Annotated in this window: 11 protein-coding genes; 8 read left to right on the top strand and 3 right to left on the bottom strand. The window is 62.2% G+C overall.

Annotated elements, in window-relative coordinates; all coding sequences use genetic code 11:
- Nucleotides 1–138 precede the first annotated feature (138 nt).
- The 4 genes from AC1D2R_RS16245 (at nt 139) to AC1D2R_RS16230 (ending at nt 6,561) form a co-directional block, all read left to right on the top strand.
- Complete coding sequence (locus AC1D2R_RS16245) at nt 139–1,302, top strand: efflux RND transporter periplasmic adaptor subunit (RefSeq protein ID WP_477968330.1); 1,164 nt, start codon at nt 139–141, stop codon at nt 1,300–1,302.
- Complete coding sequence (locus tag AC1D2R_RS16240) at nt 1,299–4,454, top strand: efflux RND transporter permease subunit (protein WP_477968328.1); 3,156 nt, start codon at nt 1,299–1,301, stop codon at nt 4,452–4,454. Before AC1D2R_RS16245 ends, AC1D2R_RS16240 begins: the two co-directional genes overlap by 4 nt.
- A 244-nt stretch (nt 4,455–4,698) precedes the next feature.
- The gene (locus tag AC1D2R_RS16235) at nt 4,699–5,694 is read left to right on the top strand and encodes a flagellin N-terminal helical domain-containing protein (protein ID WP_477968326.1); all 996 of its coding nucleotides are present in this window, start codon (nt 4,699–4,701) and stop codon (nt 5,692–5,694) included.
- 201 nt (nt 5,695–5,895) lie between these two features.
- Complete coding sequence (locus tag AC1D2R_RS16230; RefSeq protein ID WP_477968324.1) at nt 5,896–6,561, top strand: YiaD family glycine zipper/OmpA-like lipoprotein; 666 nt, start codon at nt 5,896–5,898, stop codon at nt 6,559–6,561.
- Nucleotides 6,562–6,609: 48 nt separating this feature from the next.
- On the opposite strand, the gene AC1D2R_RS16225 is transcribed toward AC1D2R_RS16230, so the two are convergent.
- Nucleotides 6,610–7,017: a DUF2000 family protein gene (locus tag AC1D2R_RS16225; protein ID WP_477968322.1), complete on the bottom strand. Its 408-nt coding sequence runs from the start codon at nt 7,015–7,017 to the stop codon at nt 6,610–6,612.
- A 34-nt stretch (nt 7,018–7,051) separates the two neighbouring features.
- On the opposite strand from AC1D2R_RS16225, the gene AC1D2R_RS16220 reads away from it, so the two are divergent.
- Nucleotides 7,052–7,939, top strand: a complete 888-nt coding sequence (locus AC1D2R_RS16220) for an AraC family transcriptional regulator (RefSeq protein ID WP_477968320.1) — start codon at nt 7,052–7,054, stop codon at nt 7,937–7,939.
- On the opposite strand, the gene AC1D2R_RS16215 is transcribed toward AC1D2R_RS16220, so the two are convergent.
- Nucleotides 7,899–9,041, bottom strand: a complete 1,143-nt coding sequence (locus AC1D2R_RS16215; protein WP_477968318.1) for an AbrB family transcriptional regulator — start codon at nt 9,039–9,041, stop codon at nt 7,899–7,901. The two genes, AC1D2R_RS16220 and AC1D2R_RS16215, sit on opposite strands and share 41 nt — an antisense overlap.
- A 161-nt stretch (nt 9,042–9,202) precedes the next feature.
- Nucleotides 9,203–10,105: a LysR family transcriptional regulator gene (locus AC1D2R_RS16210; protein ID WP_477968316.1), complete on the bottom strand. Its 903-nt coding sequence runs from the start codon at nt 10,103–10,105 to the stop codon at nt 9,203–9,205.
- A gap of 92 nt (nt 10,106–10,197) precedes the next feature.
- Between AC1D2R_RS16210 and AC1D2R_RS16205 the strand changes: the two genes are divergently transcribed.
- The 3 genes from AC1D2R_RS16205 (at nt 10,198) to AC1D2R_RS16195 (ending at nt 16,689) form a co-directional block, all read left to right on the top strand.
- Entirely contained in the window at nt 10,198–11,232 is a 1,035-nt protein-coding gene (locus AC1D2R_RS16205; protein ID WP_477968314.1) for an aldo/keto reductase, read from the top strand.
- 108 nt (nt 11,233–11,340) lie between these two features.
- Entirely contained in the window at nt 11,341–12,753 is a 1,413-nt protein-coding gene (locus tag AC1D2R_RS16200; RefSeq protein ID WP_477968312.1) for an FAD-binding oxidoreductase, read from the top strand.
- A 201-nt stretch (nt 12,754–12,954) separates the two neighbouring features.
- On the top strand, nt 12,955–16,689 hold the full coding sequence (locus AC1D2R_RS16195; protein WP_477968550.1) for an AsmA family protein: 3,735 nt from the start codon (nt 12,955–12,957) through the stop codon (nt 16,687–16,689).
- Nucleotides 16,690–16,734 lie beyond the last annotated feature (45 nt).

The following is a 16,734-nucleotide window of genomic DNA, read 5'->3' as shown; positions in this document are numbered from 1 at the left end:
ACAATTCGGTAATGAGGGGCCAATTTGCTTGCCGGTGACCCGCAAAGCGGCAATATTGTCGCAGATGCGCGGCAAATTGCCTCGCATGCGCCTCTTTCGATCGACCCTGGACAACCTCGTGTCCCTCCGGAGACGTCAATGCCTTTTTGGAAGCAGTTCGCTCTTTGCCTCGCCATCATCGTGGCCGGTTTCGCCGGATGGATCTTCCTTGTGCCCGGTGCCGGCGATACGTTGCGCAGCGCCGGGGTTCCGGACAATCTCCTTCCTGCCGTCGCGGCACCCGGAAAAGCGTCCGGTGCAGCCGAGCAGGGGACCGGGCAACGTCGCGGAGCGGGAGGCAACGGGGCTGTTTTGATCGCAACGCAAGCTGTCGTTCGCGGCATCGTCAACGACCAGCTGAGTGCGATCGGCACCGGCGACGCCATTCGATCTGTCGCTGTCACGCCGCAGGCGAGCGGCACGGTGCGGGAAATCCTGATCAAGTCCGGCGACAAGATAACCAAGGGGCAGGTTCTTGCGAAGCTCGACAGCGAAGAGCAGGTGATCGCAAAGGGGCAGGCGGAGGTTACGCTGAAGAGCGCGGTGGAAAAGTCCAGCCTCTATCACAATATCAAGTCCAGCGTTTCTCGCATGGACGTGTTCGACGCGGAGATCACCGAGCAAGGGGCGAGGCTGCAATTGCAGGCGGCCGAACTCAATCTTGAACGCCGCAACGTCGTTGCCCCTATCGATGGCATCGTCGGGATCATCCCGGTGAATATCGGTGACAACGTCGCGATCACCACCCCCATTGCAACGCTTGACGACCGGACGGAAATCCTCGTTGATTTTTGGGTGCCGGAGCGGTTTGCCAACACGATTTCGGTGGGCCAGCCGGTTGAAGCAACGTCGGTTGCGCTGCCCGGCCGTGGATTTTCCGGCGCCGTCGATGCGATCGACAATCGCATCGATGCAGCGAGCCGGACGCTGCGCGTGCGTGCGCGCATCGACAACGCATCGGACGAATTGCGCGCCGGCATGTCCTTCAACGTCGGGATGAAGTTTGCCGGAAACCAGTATCCGGCGGTCTATCCGCTTTCGGTGCAGTGGGATTCGCAAGGCGCCTTTGTCTGGCGCGTCGAGGACCAGCGGTCGAAAAAAGTCCGCGTCAGCATCGTTCAGCGCAATCCGGACTTCATTCTGGTCACGGCCGATCTGAAGGACGGCGACGCAATCGTCACCGAAGGGCTGCAGCGCGTTCGCGAGGGCGGACCGGTACGCGTCGCCGATCAGGTCGCGTCCAGCGGGGAGCTCACCCAATGAACGTCGACGACATGGACGGGAAGCCGGCCTCGGGCAAACAGAGCTTCACCGCCCTTTTCGTGCGCCGGCCAATTCTGGCCCTGGTCTTCAACACGTTGATGATCGTCGCCGGACTTGCCGCCTATGTCGGTATCGAGGTTCGTGAGCTGCCGGATGTCGATCGGCCCGTCGTGACCGTTCGAACGACCTTCGATGGGGCCTCTCCGCAGACGATCGACCAGGAGCTGACGAAGGTGATCGAGGGCGCCGTCGCGCGCGTCAGCGGCCTGAAGTCGATCTCCTCGAGCTCGCAGTTCGGCCAGAGCAGGGTGACGCTGGAATTTTCGGATTCCATCGACCTTGCCGTTGCCGCCAACGACGTGCGCGATGCGATCGGTCGCATAACGGACAGATTGCCTGAAGACGCGGACGCGCCGCAGATCGTCAAGGCGGATTCCGATTCCCAACCGATCATGCGTCTTGCCGTCACGTCAACGACGCTCGACATGGACGACCTTACCCTCCTGGTGGAGAACGAAGTGATCGACCGGTTGGCGTCCGTCGACGGGGTTGCCGACGTCGAGACCTACGGCGATCAGGAGAAGGTTTTCCGCGTCGACGTCAATCAGAGCGAACTCGCGAGCCGCGGCCTGACGGTCGGCGACCTCATCAAAGCGCTGTCGAGTGCCGCACTCGATGTGCCGGCCGGATCGCTAAAGAGCCCGACGCAGACGATCGTCGTCCGCGCCATGGCGAGCCTTCAGACGCCCGAGGATTTCGCCAATGTCATCCTGCAGAACAGGGTACGGCTCGGCGATGTGGCCAACGTCACGCTTGGGCCGCGCGACGGGCAGACCGCGCTGCGCTCCAACGGCGTTCCCGGCATCGGTCTCGGGATCATCCGCCAGGCGCAATCAAACACGCTCAACATCTCCAACGGCATCAAGGACGCCGTTCATCAGCTGTCAAAGACGCTGCCGAAAGGCACCCGGATTGCCATCACCAGCGATGACGCCGCTTTCATCCAGGGGGCCATCCACGAGGTCGTGCTGGCGCTCATCCTCGCCGCCGTCATCGTCACTGCGGTCATCTATCTGTTCCTGCGGGACTGGCGCGCCACGATCATTCCGGCGGTCAGCATGCCCGTGGCGCTGATCGGCACGCTGGCGGCGATCTACATGGTCGGTTTTTCGATCAACATCCTGACATTGCTGGCCATCGTGCTGGCGACGGGTCTGGTCGTCGACGATGCGATCGTCGTTCTCGAAAACATCGTTCGCCGCCGCAGCGAGGGCATGGGGCCGCGTGCGGCCGCCGTTCTCGGTACGCGCGAAGTGTTCTTTGCCGTCATTGCCACGACTGCGACGCTTGCCGCCGTGTTCATTCCGCTTTCGTTCCTGCCGGGGCAGGTCGGCGGATTGTTCCGGGAGTTCGGTTTCGTTCTAGCCTTCTCGGTCGGGCTTTCCTCCATCGTCGCGCTGACGCTTTGTCCCATGCTGGCGTCGCGCATGCTAACCAGAGAGATGCTTGAAGATCACGGTATTCTCGGACGGTTCGGCGATGCCTTCGCCCGGGCGTACAAGTCGGGTTTGCGTGCCTGCCTGAACGCACCGTTCGTCGTCGTTGTGTTTTCGCTGATGTTTGCCGCCGCCGCCGTCCTGGCGTTTTCGACGGTCAAGAGCGAGCTGACACCGGCGGAAGACCGGGCGATGGTGATGATGCGACTGACCACGCCGCAGGGATCGAGCCTCGAGTATACCCGCGACAAGCTTCAGTTGGTCGAGGAATACCTGCAGCCGCTGGTCAATAGCGGAGATATCCGGAACATCTTTTCGATCTCGGGCCAGGGCGGACAGGCCAATAGCGGTTTCATGGTCCTGACGCTCGCCCCGTGGGGCGACAGGCACCGCACGCAATCGGAGATCGTTGCCGACATCAATCAGGCTGCCGGAAAGGTGCCGGCGCTGCGTGGCAATGCGATACAGTCGAACAGCCTGCGCATCCGCGGTGCGGGCAGCGGCGTGCAGATGGCGTTGATCGGCAACAATCACGAGGCCTTGACCGCCGCCGCAGCGCAGCTGGTACAGGCGCTCGATGCCACCGGGCACTACGACACGCCGCGGCTGACGAACGAACCGTCGCAGGCCCAGGTGTCGGTCACGATCGATCGCGAACGTGCTTCCGATCTCGGCATCGACATAACTGGTCTTTCCATGGCCATGCAGTCGTTGCTTGAGGGCCGCTCCGTCGTCGATGTGTTCGTGAAGGGCGAAGCCTATCCTGTTCTCCTGACGTCAAGCACCCGGCCGCTGGACGATCCGACCGATCTCGAGAACGTTTTCCTGAAGACCGGGGACGGCAAGATCGTACCGATGTCGGTGATCGCCTCGCTGGTCGAGAGCTCGGTCGCGCCGGAACTCAATCGAGAACAGCAGCTCGCATCGGTGGCGATAACCGCGGGTCTCAGGAACGGCATGTCGCTCGGCAATGCCGTGAACGAGGTGACGCGACTCGCGCAGCCGCTCATGCCACCCGGCGCACGTCTGCTGCCGCTTGCCGAAGCCGCGACGCTGGAAGAGAATTCGAGCGGCATGGCGCTCACCTTCGGCTTCGCCATCGTCATCATCTTCCTGGTGCTGGCGGCGCAGTTCGAAAGCGTTCTCTCCTCGGTGATCATCATGTCGACGGTGCCGCTCGGTCTTGCCTGCGCGATTTTCGCGCTGGTCATCACGGGATCCAGTCTCAATATCTATAGCCAGATCGGGCTCGTGCTCCTCGTCGGCGTCATGGCGAAGAATGGCATTCTCATCGTCGAGTTCGCCAATCAGCTGCGCGACCGCGGTGTGGACGTCCGCACATCGATCGAGAGAGCCTGCGCGTTGCGCCTGCGCCCCGTCATGATGACGATGATCGCAACCATTCTTGGGGGCGTTCCCTTGGTTTTCGCTCACGGCGCGGGCGCCGAGGCCCGCGTGGCGCTCGGTTGGGTGATCGTCGGCGGTCTCGGATTCGCAACGCTGGTGACGCTCTTCATCACGCCCGTCGCCTATCTGCTGGTTGCCCGCTTCGCCAAGCCTCATGCGCACGAAGAGGCGCGCCTGCACGAGGAGATGGCCCATGCATCCCGGCCGCGCCCTGTCACCAAACCGGGCCGCCTGGAAGCTGCCGAGTGAATGGTTAAGGGGTGCGCAGACAGTTCGCTTGGTTTATGAGCGTTTGGCAGACGGGATAAATAATATCTGACCCTTAGCTGTTTTTTAAGTATGCTCGGTAATCATAAACAGTAGAAACCGAAAGGATCCTCCAGCGTGTAGGAGGGCCGCCCGGCGCTTTTGTTTGGCGCTCCCGGACATGAACGTCCGTGGTTCCGGTTCATTTGTATCAGTTGCGTATTGTTGTGTTCGGAGTCTAGTTTCCGTGAGTATTTATCGGCGCACCTCAGTGGATGCCGCGCTTTATGTATTGCGTGACATCGGTCGTAGTATGACACAGACCCAGAGGCAGGTTTCGACCGGTCTCAGGGTGGAAAAGGCGTCCGACAACGGCGCCTATTGGGCGATCAGTTCCATGCTGAAGTCCGACCGGGCTGCCCAGTCGGCAGTTCGCGATGCGCTCGGCCTGGCGGCCGCGACCATGGATACCGCCAACGCCGCAATCGACAGCTCCATCGATCTCGTCAGCCAGATCAAGGCAAAGCTTGTTGCCGCCACCGAATCCGGCGTCGACAAGGACAAGGTCAACGACGATATCACCCAGCTGAAAGCTCAGCTGCGCTCGGTCTCCCAATCGGCGACATTCAATTCGGACAATTGGGTCGCGATCGACGATGCAGACGATCCGTCCAAACCCAGGCAGATCCCCGCGTCGTTCACCCGGTATTCCGACGGGACCGTCTCGGTCGGAACGCTGAGCTATGAGGTCGATCTGGCACCTGTCGGGTCAACGTCATCAAAGGACGCGCGATATCTGGTCGATGATCGAACGACAGGATCGGGCGAATACGGAGTGCTCACGTCGCAGTTTTTTTCGACGGAAGCCGGCGCCTCCCAGAATTACGTCATGTTGAAGAGCGCGGGCAATACGGCCGGGCAAGTCGAGATCGGCGTATCCGCAAGCACGACGATGAGCCAAGTCAACGAAATGATCGCCGTGGTCGACAAGATGCTCGGCCAAATGACCACGGTCGGGGCGTCCTTCGGGGCGCTCGAGAAGCGTATCACTCTCCAGAACGATTTCGCGCAATCTCTCGACGATTCCTATTCGCGCGGCATCAGCCGGCTGATAGATGCCGACATGGAAGAGCGGTCGAGCCGGCTGACGGCGCTGCAGACCCAGCAGCAGCTCGCTCTCCAGTCATCGAACATCGCCAACGCCACATACGATACCGTCCGGCAGCTTTTCCAAAAACTCTGAAAGCCGTTCGTTCGTTTGGGAACGCCGCCAGCCATTCCGCAGGCGGCGTTGCACCGTGAGGTGTGTAACATATTTGCGATTGCCAACCTCTGCGGCTGTGCAATTGGCCGAATATCCAGTATCGAAGGCAACCGCTTCATCTTGTTGCCGCATTCCTTAATACTGCTCGCATCACCATTCGAACTGGAGATACGCCTATCCATGATCAAGAAATTCATACTTCTGGCCGTTGCCGCCACCTACCTTAGCGCCTGCACGACGACCGACCCCTATACGGGCCAGCAGAAGATGTCGAACACCTCCGGTGGCGCGATGCTTGGTGCCGGCGTAGGTGCACTGGCCGGCCTTGCTGTCGGCGGCTCGCCGGTTGGCCGACGCAATGCGGCGCTGATCGGTGCCGGTGTCGGCGCGCTCGCAGGCGGCGCGATCGGCAACTACATGGACCAGCAGGAATCCGAACTGCGTGCACAACTCCAGGGCACGGGTATCTCTGTTACGCGAAATGGCGACAACATCATCCTCAATATGCCGTCCAACATCACCTTCGACGTCGACCAGGACGCGGTGAAGTCCGGTTTCTATCCGACGCTGAACTCCGTCGCGATCGTTCTGCGCAAGTTCAACCGCACGCTGATCGACGTCAACGGCCATACCGATTCCACCGGCAGCCTGCAGCACAACCAGGATCTGTCGCAGCGTCGCGCCATGTCGGTCGCCGACTATCTCGGCACGCAGGGCGTCGATCCGCGCCGCGTTTCGTCCGTCGGCTTCGGCCCGTCGCAGCCGATTGCTTCCAACTCAACGGAAGCCGGTCGGGCGCAGAACCGCCGCGTCGAAATCCAGATCGCTCCGGTCACGCAGAGCTGATCTCCCCTGGATCAATAGAACGGCCGGGTCATTCCCGGCCGTTTTTCGTCATTGGTGCATTGTCGCGCCCTTGGTGATCTTGTCGACGATCTTCTTTTCCGCCCTGATGGCGATGCCGACGACCTTTGCGTCCTCAGGCGCATACTCGGCAAAAACGGCTCGATTGGCGCAGTCGTGGCCGGTCGCGAACATCTCTTCGATAAACAGGGACGAGGTGACGCCACGCTCCAGCGAACGGCGGTGGATCGTCGATATCGCCTCGTCTTCGGCCGCAAGGACGATGATCGGCTGGATGGAGAGCGGATTGTAGAGATTGCCGGTGCGATCCCTATAGGCTTCCCCTAACATCTCCGGGTGCTGCCCGGCGATGCCGCTCATCAGGAAGGCGGTAACATTCAGCTTCTGCCAGGACTGAAGATTGTTTCGCAGGACGATCGCAATTTTGGTATCAAACATGGCCCAGTCTCTTTCATGCGGGTTTGAAGTCGCGTTGAGCCAGGATCTAAACAGCCACGCTTTCGAAGGTCTTGAACGTTTGTGCGCAGAGCGCAGCGCAGATGGGATCACGACTGCGCCTGCCTTCCCCGGCATCGAGCGCATCGAAGCTCAATTCGCGGGCAATGCCTTCGAGCCGCACCGCCACGACACCTATGCGCTCGGCGTGACGATCAAGGGCGTGCAGGCTTTTTCCTACCGCGGCGAACGGCGTTTCAGCATGCCGGGGCAGGTGATCGTGCTGCATCCCGACGAGGAGCATGACGGCGGTGCCGGAACCGATGACGGGCTGCAGTACCGGATGCTCTATCTGGAGCCATCGCTGGTGGTCGAATGCCTCGAAACCCAGCGGATCGGGCTGCCCTTCGTCGATGAGCCGGTCATCGGGGATCCCTGGCTGGCAGGCACGCTGCTGGCAGCGCTCGGCGAACTGGACCGTGAACTCGATGAACTCTTCGTGGATGATTTTATAACAAGGATCGCCGGCGGCCTGGCGGGACACTCCCACACGCCGGAGCGGCCTCTCGGCAATGTGGCGTGGCGCAGGGCACGGTTGGCGCGGGAATACCTTGAGGCGAACGCCACCAGGACGGTTCGTTCCGGCGAACTCGAAGCGGTGACGGGTCTCGACCGCTTTGCGCTGGCGCGGCACTTCCGGGCGGCCTTTGCGACCAGCCCGCACCGCTATCTCCTGATGCGGCGCTTGCAGCGGGCGCGGGCGATGATCGGCATGGGCGAAGGACTGGCTGAGGTGGCTGTGGCGACCGGTTTTGCCGACCAGAGCCATCTCAGTCGCCACTTCAAGAAGGCCTACGGCATGACGCCCGGCCAATGGGCGGGCCTCAGGCGGGATTTTCCGCCAGGCCCGAGCGCCGGGCGATGAAACGGGCGAGCATCGGCCCGGTCAGCAGGATCACCAGAAAACGGCCAGTCTGCATGGCCATGACGAAGGGCACGTCGACATCGCTGGACGCGGCGATGATCGCCACGGAATCGGCGCCGCCGGGGCTGGTGGCGAGGTAGGCCGTCAACGGATCGATGCCTGCGAACGTGTGCAGGGAAAAGGCCATTAAGCCGCATAGCGACATCAGAAGGAGGATGGAGCCTGTGACGCGGGGCAGGGCACGTGCAGCGTGCAAGATGATACTGCGGGTGAAGCGCAGGCCGATGTTCCAGCCGATCAGGGCGTAGCTGATCGCCAACAGCCACATGGGCAGTTCGATCCTCAGGAGACCGAGGCCCTGCAGCAGCGAGCCTGAGACCAGCGCAACGATGATGGTGCCGCCCGGAATGCGAAAGCGAGCCGCTGTGTAGGCAGCCAGGCAGGTCAGTGCGACCGTTGCGCCAAGGGCCGGCCAGTCGGTCTGTGGAAAGAGAACCAGCGCCGGCGGTTCGCCGCCATCGGCTGCGACCCAGAGGCGGGAGACGACCGAGGCCGCGACCGCAACGAAGGCGACGCGCAAGTACTGCATGAAGGCGACAAGCCGTGCATCGGCTCCATGGGCCTCGGACATGATGACCATCGCCGATGCCGCGCCGGGTGACGATCCCCATACTGCCGTCGTTCCCGGCAGAACCTGCCAGCGCGTCAACACCCAGCCGAGCAGGGCGGCAATGACGACGACGGAGAATATAACCGCCAGGAAAAGCGGCGCGTCGGTTGCCATTGTCTGCAGGATATCGACGGTGATTGCCCGCGCCATGAGCATGCCGACGAGCGCCTGCGCAAACAGCAACGGCCAGCGTGGCACGCGAAGCGATCCCTGGCCGACGGATAACGCAAGAACGATCGCGGCCACCATCGGGCCGATGAGCAGAGAGGCAGGCAGGCCGAGCATTTCGAGGCCGACGACGAGCCCGGTCGAAACGCACAACAGCAGCGCCCAGCGCGGCAGGCTGGCCCTAAGAGCGTTTCTGCCTTTCTTCGCTGCCCACTTTTTCTGGAATTGCGCGCGGAACAGGCGGTTGGCGTATTTCAACGGCATCACCCCGTCAATGTCTTGCCGGCGGCGCCCCCCGTTGATGCAACGGAAAGAAGGGGAACCGCTGGCAGAGCGAATAACCGGCTGGAGACGCCGAATGGATTGAGGCGGTATAGGCTCGGGCGATGCCGGGGGTCAATTGCGAAATCTGAAGGTGAACGCCTTCAGAGCCGAACGTACTCTGCCAGAAAATCGAGCAAGGCGCGGACGCGTGCGGGCAGTGGACCGCCCTGACCGATGTAGACGGCATGAAATTCCTCGGTCTCACCGGGATTGAACGCCTCGAGAACCGGGACCAGCCGCCCGGCATCGATGTCAGCGCGGACGGTGAACGTCGTAAGCCGCGCGAGGCCGGCGCCTGACAACGCCATGTATCGCATGGCTTCGCCGTCTCCGACCTGAACGCCTGGAGTGACCGAAAGCGTCACGGTTTGCCCGTTCTGTCGGACGGGCCAACCCTCGACGCTTCGCGCATAGGAAAAGCCGATGCGGCAATGGCCCTGCAGGTCGGAGGCAGTCATCGGCGTGCCGTGGTGCTGCAGGTAGCCGGGTGAGGCAACGATGATCTTGCGGGCGGCGCCAAGCTTGCGGGCAATCAGGGTGGAGCTCTTCAACGGCCCGGCGCGGATGGCGACATCGGCTCGATCTTCCAAAAGGTCGATGACCCTGTCGGTGTGCGAGACGTCGAGCGTGACCGCTGGATGGAGCGCAAGGAAATTCGCAACCAGGGGTGCCAGAACATGATTGCCGAACGACCCGCTGGTGTTGATGCGGATCGGGCCTGCCGCGCGCTCTCCGGCCGAGGCGTAGCGCTCGGCCTCGGCGATATCGGCAAGAATCGAGACGCTGCGCTCGTAGAAGGCACAGCCTTCCGGCGTCAGCTGTAGCTTGCGGGTCGAACGATTGACGAGGCGGGCGCCGAGACGGGATTCAAGCCGTCCCACGAGCTTGCTGACGGCCGATGGCGTCATGCGGCAGGCACGGGCGGCTGCCGTGAAGCCGCCGAGTTCGACGGCACGCGCAAAAACCTCCATCTCTCCCGACCGGTTGACGTCCTGACGGCTCATGTTGAATTCAATTCATCAATGGTTTTCCTGATAGCAATCTATATCACTGTAATTTCAGTGTCTATCTATTCCTAGACAACAGGAGACAGATCATGGACCACAGAAATCTCGGCGCATCCGGCCTCAGAGTGCCGGTCTTGAGTTTCGGTGCCGGTACATTCGGCGGCTCGGGACCGCTGTTCGGCGCCTGGGGCAATACCGATGCCGCAGAGGCGCGGCGTCTGGTCGACATTGCGCTTGAAGCCGGTGTAAACCTCTTCGACACAGCGGACGTCTACTCCGCCGGTGCCTCCGAGACCGTTCTCGGGCAGGCGATCAAGGGGCGGCGCGATGCGGTGCTGATCTCGACCAAGATGGCGTTGCCAATGGGCGATGGGCCGGCGGACTGGGGCACCTCGCGGGCGCGGCTGATCCGCTCGACCGACGAAGCCCTCAAGCGACTTGGAACGGACTACATCGATCTGCTGCAGCTGCATGCCTTCGACGCATCGACGCCGGTCGAGGAGGTGCTGGCAACACTCGATGGACTGATCGATGCCGGAAAGGTCCGCTATGTCGGCGTATCGAATTTTGCCGGATGGCAGCTGATGAAGTCGCTCGCAGCTTCCGAGCGTCACGGCTATCCGCGCTATGTCGCACATCAAGTGTACTATTCGCTGGCCGGTCGCGACTACGAATGGGAGTTGATGCCGCTCGCCGCCGATCAGGGTGTTGGCGCGCTGGTCTGGAGCCCGCTTGCCTGGGGGCGCCTCACCGGCAAGATTCGCCGCGGCCAGCCGCTGCCCGAGGGAAGCCGGCTTAATCAGACTGCCGAGTACGGGCCGCCGGTCGACGATGAAAAGCTCTATGATATTGTCGATGCGCTCGACCGGGTCTCGGCCGAGACCGGCAAGACCGTTCCGCAAATCGCGCTCAACTGGCTGATCGGCCGCCCAACGGTGGCGAGCGTCATCATCGGTGCGCGCAACGAGGAGCAGCTGCGGCAGAATCTCGGCGCGGTCGGCTGGTCTTTGTCGAAGGAGCACTTGGAAATGCTTGACAGGGCGAGTGCCGTCACCGCGCCCTATCCCTACTTTCCGTACCAGCGACAGGAGGGTTTTGCCCGGCTCAATCCGCCTCTCGTGTGAGGCGCCGCGCGGCAGGGCCCTTACGACGATTCTTGCACTGGACAGGCGCCGTGTCATGTCTCATACCAACCTGCCTGCGGGCTGCTTGTGGTAAGGGAGATCAATGAGATGGCGCTCAAAGACGCGAAAGCCGGCAAACGAAACGAGGCAGGCATCGCGGCCGCTCTCGGCATCCTGAAGCAGAGCTTCGGCGAGCGCTTCCAGACCGGTGAGGCTTTTCGCGCCCAGCATGCCCATACGACGACCTATATACCCGCGCAGCTGCCCGACGGTGTGCTTTTTGCCGAGAGCGCCGACGATGTGACCGCCGCCGTGAAGATCTGCGCCGAGCACAAGGTGCCGGTGATCGGTTTTGGAGCCGGCTCGTCGCTCGAGGGGCAGGTGAACGCGCCGAATGGCGGTATTTCAATCGATTTCAGCCGGATGAATCGCATTCTGGAAGTGAACACTGAAGACCTGGATTGCACCGTCGAGCCAGGGGTCACCCGCGAGCAGCTCAATACCTATCTGCGCGATACCGGTCTGTTCTTTCCGATAGATCCGGGTGCCAACGCCTCGATCGGCGGCATGACGTCGACGCGGGCGTCGGGAACGAATGCCGTTCGCTACGGCACGATGAAGGACAACGTGCTGGCCGTCACGGCGGTGACGGCGAACGGCGAGGAAATCCGGACCGCACGCCGAGCCCGCAAATCGTCCGCCGGCTATGATCTCACAAGGCTCTTCGTCGGCGCCGAAGGCACACTTGGGATCCTGACCTCGGTGACGCTCAGGCTGCAGGGCATACCGCAGAAGATCGGCGGCGGTGTGTGCGCCTTTCCGAGCGTGCGGGCCGCTTGCGACGCCGTGATCATGACGATCCAGATGGGCGTACCGGTGGCCCGGATCGAAATTCTGGACGCACTGCAGATCAAGGCCTGCAATGCCTACTCGAAATTGAACTATGACGAGAAGCCGACGCTGTTTGTCGAGTTTCACGGCACGGACGAAACCGTTGCCCTGCAATCGGAGCAGTTTGCGGAGATCGTAGCCGAGTGCGGAGGCGGCGAATTTCACTGGACGGTGAACGCCGAAGAGCGGACGAAGCTGTGGAAGGCGCGGCACGACGCCTATTGGGCATCGCGTGCGCTGGCGCCAGAGATGGCTGCGCTCTCGACGGATGTGTGCGTTCCGATCTCGAGGCTTGCGGATTGCATCGGCGACACGCAGGCCGACATCGAGGAGCACGGCCTGCTTGCAATGATCGTCGGGCATGCGGGCGACGGCAACTTCCACGTTTTGCTGCTGTTCGACGACAAGACGGACGAGGGAATTGCCGTTGCAGAGGAGTTCGTAGGCAGGCTCAATACGCGGGCGCTGGCGATGGACGGCACCTGCACCGGCGAGCACGGCATCGGGCAGGGCAAGATGGCCTTCCTCGAACAGGAGCTTGGCGGCGCGGTCGATCTGATGCGACAGGTCAAGCAGGCGCTCGATCCGGATAATATCTTTAATCCGGGTAAGATTTTCCATTATGCCTGAAAATCAACATTCTATTCATCTTGGCTTGCTTGCGGCATGAATGCCACTAGAGACGAGGGTTCGTATGTCGAATCAGGCCACGAGCCAGACCGCGCCTCCAAACCAGGGAAATAGAGCATGATGTTGCCGGAAAGCCGCTTCACACCTTTCGGTTTCATGTTCTAGTGTCCGCATTGGATTCCCGAATGGAGAATGACTGACTTGGTGGGCCGGTTCCTCGTCGTACTGGGTGGGCTGATTGTCGTGGCGCTATTCGTGGCGCTGCTCGCGCCGCTATTCATCGACTGGACAGACTTCAGGAAAAATTTCGAGGACCAGGCAAGCCGAATCATCGGCAAGAAGGTCGTGGTGCATGGTTCGGTCGATGCGCGGTTGCTGCCGTTTCCGTCGGTGACGCTGCATGACGTGCGCGTCGGCCAGGAGACGGACGGTTCGCCGATCGTTCAGGTCGAACAGTTCTCGATGGATGCGGAGCTTGCTCCCTTCCTGTCGGGCGAGGCGCTCATTTTCGACATGCGGATCGTCAATCCGAAGGTGAAGCTGAGGCTTCTCAAGGATGGCACGCTCGATTGGACGCGCGGCAGTCAGCCGGAAATTCCGGCCAGGACCGTCGTCCTCGAGAATGTCCATGTCAGCGGCGCCGATGTCCAGTTTATCGACGACCAGTCGGGCCGGACGCGCCATTTGACCGGGCTGAACGCCGAAATGTCGGCAAAATCGCTGGCGGGTCCCTGGCGCATCGACGGTGACGCCGCACTCGACGGCGAGCATGGCAGTTTTTCCATCTCCAGCAATCAGCCGGACGACAATGGCGTGCTTCGCATGCGCACACGCCTGCAACCCGACAAGCATCCTGTCACCGTCGATCTGGATGGTGAATTGAAGCTGGTCGACAGCAGACCGAACTATCAGGGTAATATTTCCGCGGCGATCGACAGCGTGCGCAGCGCCAAGGCGGCCGACAAACCGTCTCTTCCACCGCGCATGAAGGGCAAGTTCGAGCTTACCAACGAGAGTATCCACATACCCGAATACCGGCTGGAGATCGGCTCGCAAGAGGATCCTTACGTCATTACCGGCGAGGCAACACTCGACACCGGCGGCAACCCGCAGTTTCTGCTGACGGCCGATGGCCAGCAAATCGACGTCAACCGCATCGGAAACGAGGGGGCGGGGGGGAAGACCGCGCGGGATCCGGGTCTTTCGGCCCGCCAGCGGTTGAACACGCTGATCCAGATCGTCTCGCAGGTGCCGGTGCCTCAGGTGCCCGGCAAGGCAAGCGTCCGGTTGCCGGCGATTGTCGCCGGCGACACGACGATCAGGGACGTGCAGCTCGATCTCGAACCGGCTGGAACCGGCTGGACAATCGACAATGCGGTCGGGACGCTGCCCGGACGCACGCAAGTGGAGGGCCGCGGACGGCTCAATCTTCAGGGACAACCGTCTTTCGACGGCGAGATCACCGTGGCGTCGAACCAGCCGAGCGGTCTCGCCTCATGGCTTGCGGGTTCCGTCGATCCCGCGATCCGTCAGTTGCGGCAGGCGGGCTTCTCCGCAAATGTCAGCCTGACCCACGGGCGGCAGCTATTCGACAATCTGGAAATCGCCATCGGGCCGGCGACATTGAAGGGCAAGCTGGACAGACAGGCCATCGCCAATCAGGCGCCGACCCTGGATGTAGCGCTTGCGGGCAATGCGCTCGATCTTGATGCGCTGAGGGCATTGACCGGGCTCCTCACCGGTCAGGAAGCCGGCGACGACGTGCTCGACCACAAGATCAGGGCGCAATTGAAAGCCGACAAGTTCACCGCCTTCGGTGTTGAGGCAGGCGACGTCGAGACGAGTTTCACCATTGCCGATGGCGCGCTGGCGGTCGACAAGCTCTCGGTGAAGAACCTGGCGGGCGCGGAACTGACCGCGACGGGCCGCGCGGAAGGGTCTCTGCTCGACTACAAGGGATCGGGCGAGATCACCTTCAAGTCCGCCGATCCCGGGTCCTTCTTCATGATGCTCAAGCAGCACCTGCCGCCGCATCCGGTCATGGATCGGCTTGTGCGCAATGCGGCCTGGTATACCAACACGGCGTTGCGCGGCGCTGTCACCCTTGGCGGCGACCAGGGCGACGGTCTTGCCGTCACGCTTGCTGGTGTCGCCAATGGCAGCCGCGTGAACCTCGACTACCGAATGTCCGATCTGCTGGCGCTGACGGGCAAGGGTACCACCAGCCTGGAAGCGACGCTGGAAAACAATGTGACCTCCATTCTGTTCGGTCAGGCCGGGCTCGACCCGCTGCCGGTGGACGCCGATGCGAACGGCCGTCTGACGCTGAAGGTTCAGGCAGAGGGGACAGATCCTGCCGACGCTGCGCTGACCTTCGCGACCGACCGCACCTCGTTTACGGCGAGCGGGAAAGTCGATGTTCGTCCGCATGCTTTCATGAACGGGCAGATGGCGGTTTCGTTGGAGAGTGCCGATCTCGACCCCTATCTGGTGATGAACGGTGTGGGCGTCCCGCAGATGGGGACCGGCCTACCTTTCAAGCTGACGACGACAGCGACGGTGGACGGCGACAAGATCGCTTTCGCCAACATTGCCGGGCATGCTGCGGACAATGAATTCAGCGGTGCCATGACCCTCGACCGCAAGGCCGAAAAGACGACGGCAACAGGCGAGCTTGCACTTTCGAAGGCCGATGCGGTCTGGCTCGGCGAGGCCGTGTACGGGCCGATGACGGAAGCGGCGACCGGCACCCTGTCGGCGGCACCTCTCGGCCTGCCTGTTTTCAAGGATATGGACGTCAATCTGACGCTCTCGGCCAAGCAGTTCTGGCCCGGCTGGTCGAGCCCGATCACGGACTTCACGTCTGCCGTCACTTACAAAGGCGATGAACTGCAACTGAATGCCATCAAGGGCGGCTGGGACGGCGGCACGGTGGATGGCAATGCGCAGTTTACCAATGCCGGCGGTACCGGTTTCTTCCAGACCAAGCTGATGCTTGCCGATGCCGATCTCGGCGGCGTCGTCTGGCCTCGTGACGGGGCTCCAGTTGCCAATGGCAAGTTCGGCATGTCGGTGTCGATGGAGGCTTCCGGCAAGTCGATGAAGGAGATTGCCGGCTCGCTCAACGGCTCCGGCGAACTGCGCCTCGGCGATACCAGCGTCCGCGGCCTCAATCTCGGAATGCTGGCGCCGCTGCTTGCGGCAACCGATCCGATGCAGGACCAGCTGAATGCCGGCAAGGTGCATCCGATCGTCGAGACGCTGCTCAACAATGGTGAGGCAAAGCTGCCGCCCACGGCTATACCCTTCAATGTCACGGACGGCGTCCTGCGCGTTCAGAACGTCACCGTCGCGACCAATCAGGCCAAGGTGACGGGCAATGCCCAGATCGACCTGCCGCAGGAGCGCATTACCGCGTCGCTCAACATCAACCTCAATCCCGGCGGCGAGGCGCTTCCGGGCGCGGAACCTGCGGTGCGGCTCGATTTTTCCGGTGTGCTCGGCTCGCCTGGCCGGGTAATGGATGTGACCGATATCACCGGCTACCTTTCGCTGCGCGCCTTCGAGCGCGAGCGGCGGCGTGTCGAGCGGCTGCAGTCGAATGTGCTGGAGAAGCAGCGCCTGCGGCGCGAAGTATCGCTCTATAAGTTCAACGATGCCGAGCGCGCGAAGGCGGCTGCCATCGAGGCGCAGCGACGCGCCGAGGAAGAACGGCTGAGGGCGCTTGCCGTACAGCAGGCCGAACGCGAGAAGGTGGAAGCCGAGGCGCGGGCAAAAGCTGAAGCGGAGGCACGCGCCCAAGAGAAAGCGAATGCGGATGCAAAGGCGGCGGCGGATGCCGCACGCCGCGCGCAGGAAGAGCTGTTCCTGCCGCCCCAGAACTCCCTCAATTTCAAGACGATGCCGGGTTTGCCCGGCGTGCAGGTGCCGCAGTAAGGACATCGGATCGCTCGGTCTGGCCAACGGTCGCGGGCTGTTGCG

The sequence above is a fragment of the Rhizobium sp. P1_C7 genome (assembly GCF_056406295.1).
Note: the sequence above shows the minus strand (reverse complement) of the source record. Positions and strands in the feature narration are given on the sequence as shown.

Bases quoted from the DNA above. Each gene is read 5' to 3' on its own strand.
- AC1D2R_RS16215 (WP_477968318.1), bottom strand. From the start codon at position 9,041: ATGCCGTTGAAATACGCCAACCGCCTGTTCCGCGCGCAATTCCAGAAA.
- AC1D2R_RS16200 (WP_477968312.1), top strand. From the start codon at position 11,341: ATGGCGCTCAAAGACGCGAAAGCCGGCAAACGAAACGAGGCAGGCATC.
- AC1D2R_RS16225 (WP_477968322.1), bottom strand. From the start codon at position 7,017: ATGTTTGATACCAAAATTGCGATCGTCCTGCGAAACAATCTTCAGTCC.
- AC1D2R_RS16240 (WP_477968328.1), top strand. From the start codon at position 1,299: ATGAACGTCGACGACATGGACGGGAAGCCGGCCTCGGGCAAACAGAGC.
- AC1D2R_RS16205 (WP_477968314.1), top strand. From the start codon at position 10,198: ATGGACCACAGAAATCTCGGCGCATCCGGCCTCAGAGTGCCGGTCTTG.
- AC1D2R_RS16245 (WP_477968330.1), top strand. From the start codon at position 139: ATGCCTTTTTGGAAGCAGTTCGCTCTTTGCCTCGCCATCATCGTGGCC.
- AC1D2R_RS16230 (WP_477968324.1), top strand. From the start codon at position 5,896: ATGATCAAGAAATTCATACTTCTGGCCGTTGCCGCCACCTACCTTAGC.
- AC1D2R_RS16210 (WP_477968316.1), bottom strand. From the start codon at position 10,105: ATGAGCCGTCAGGACGTCAACCGGTCGGGAGAGATGGAGGTTTTTGCG.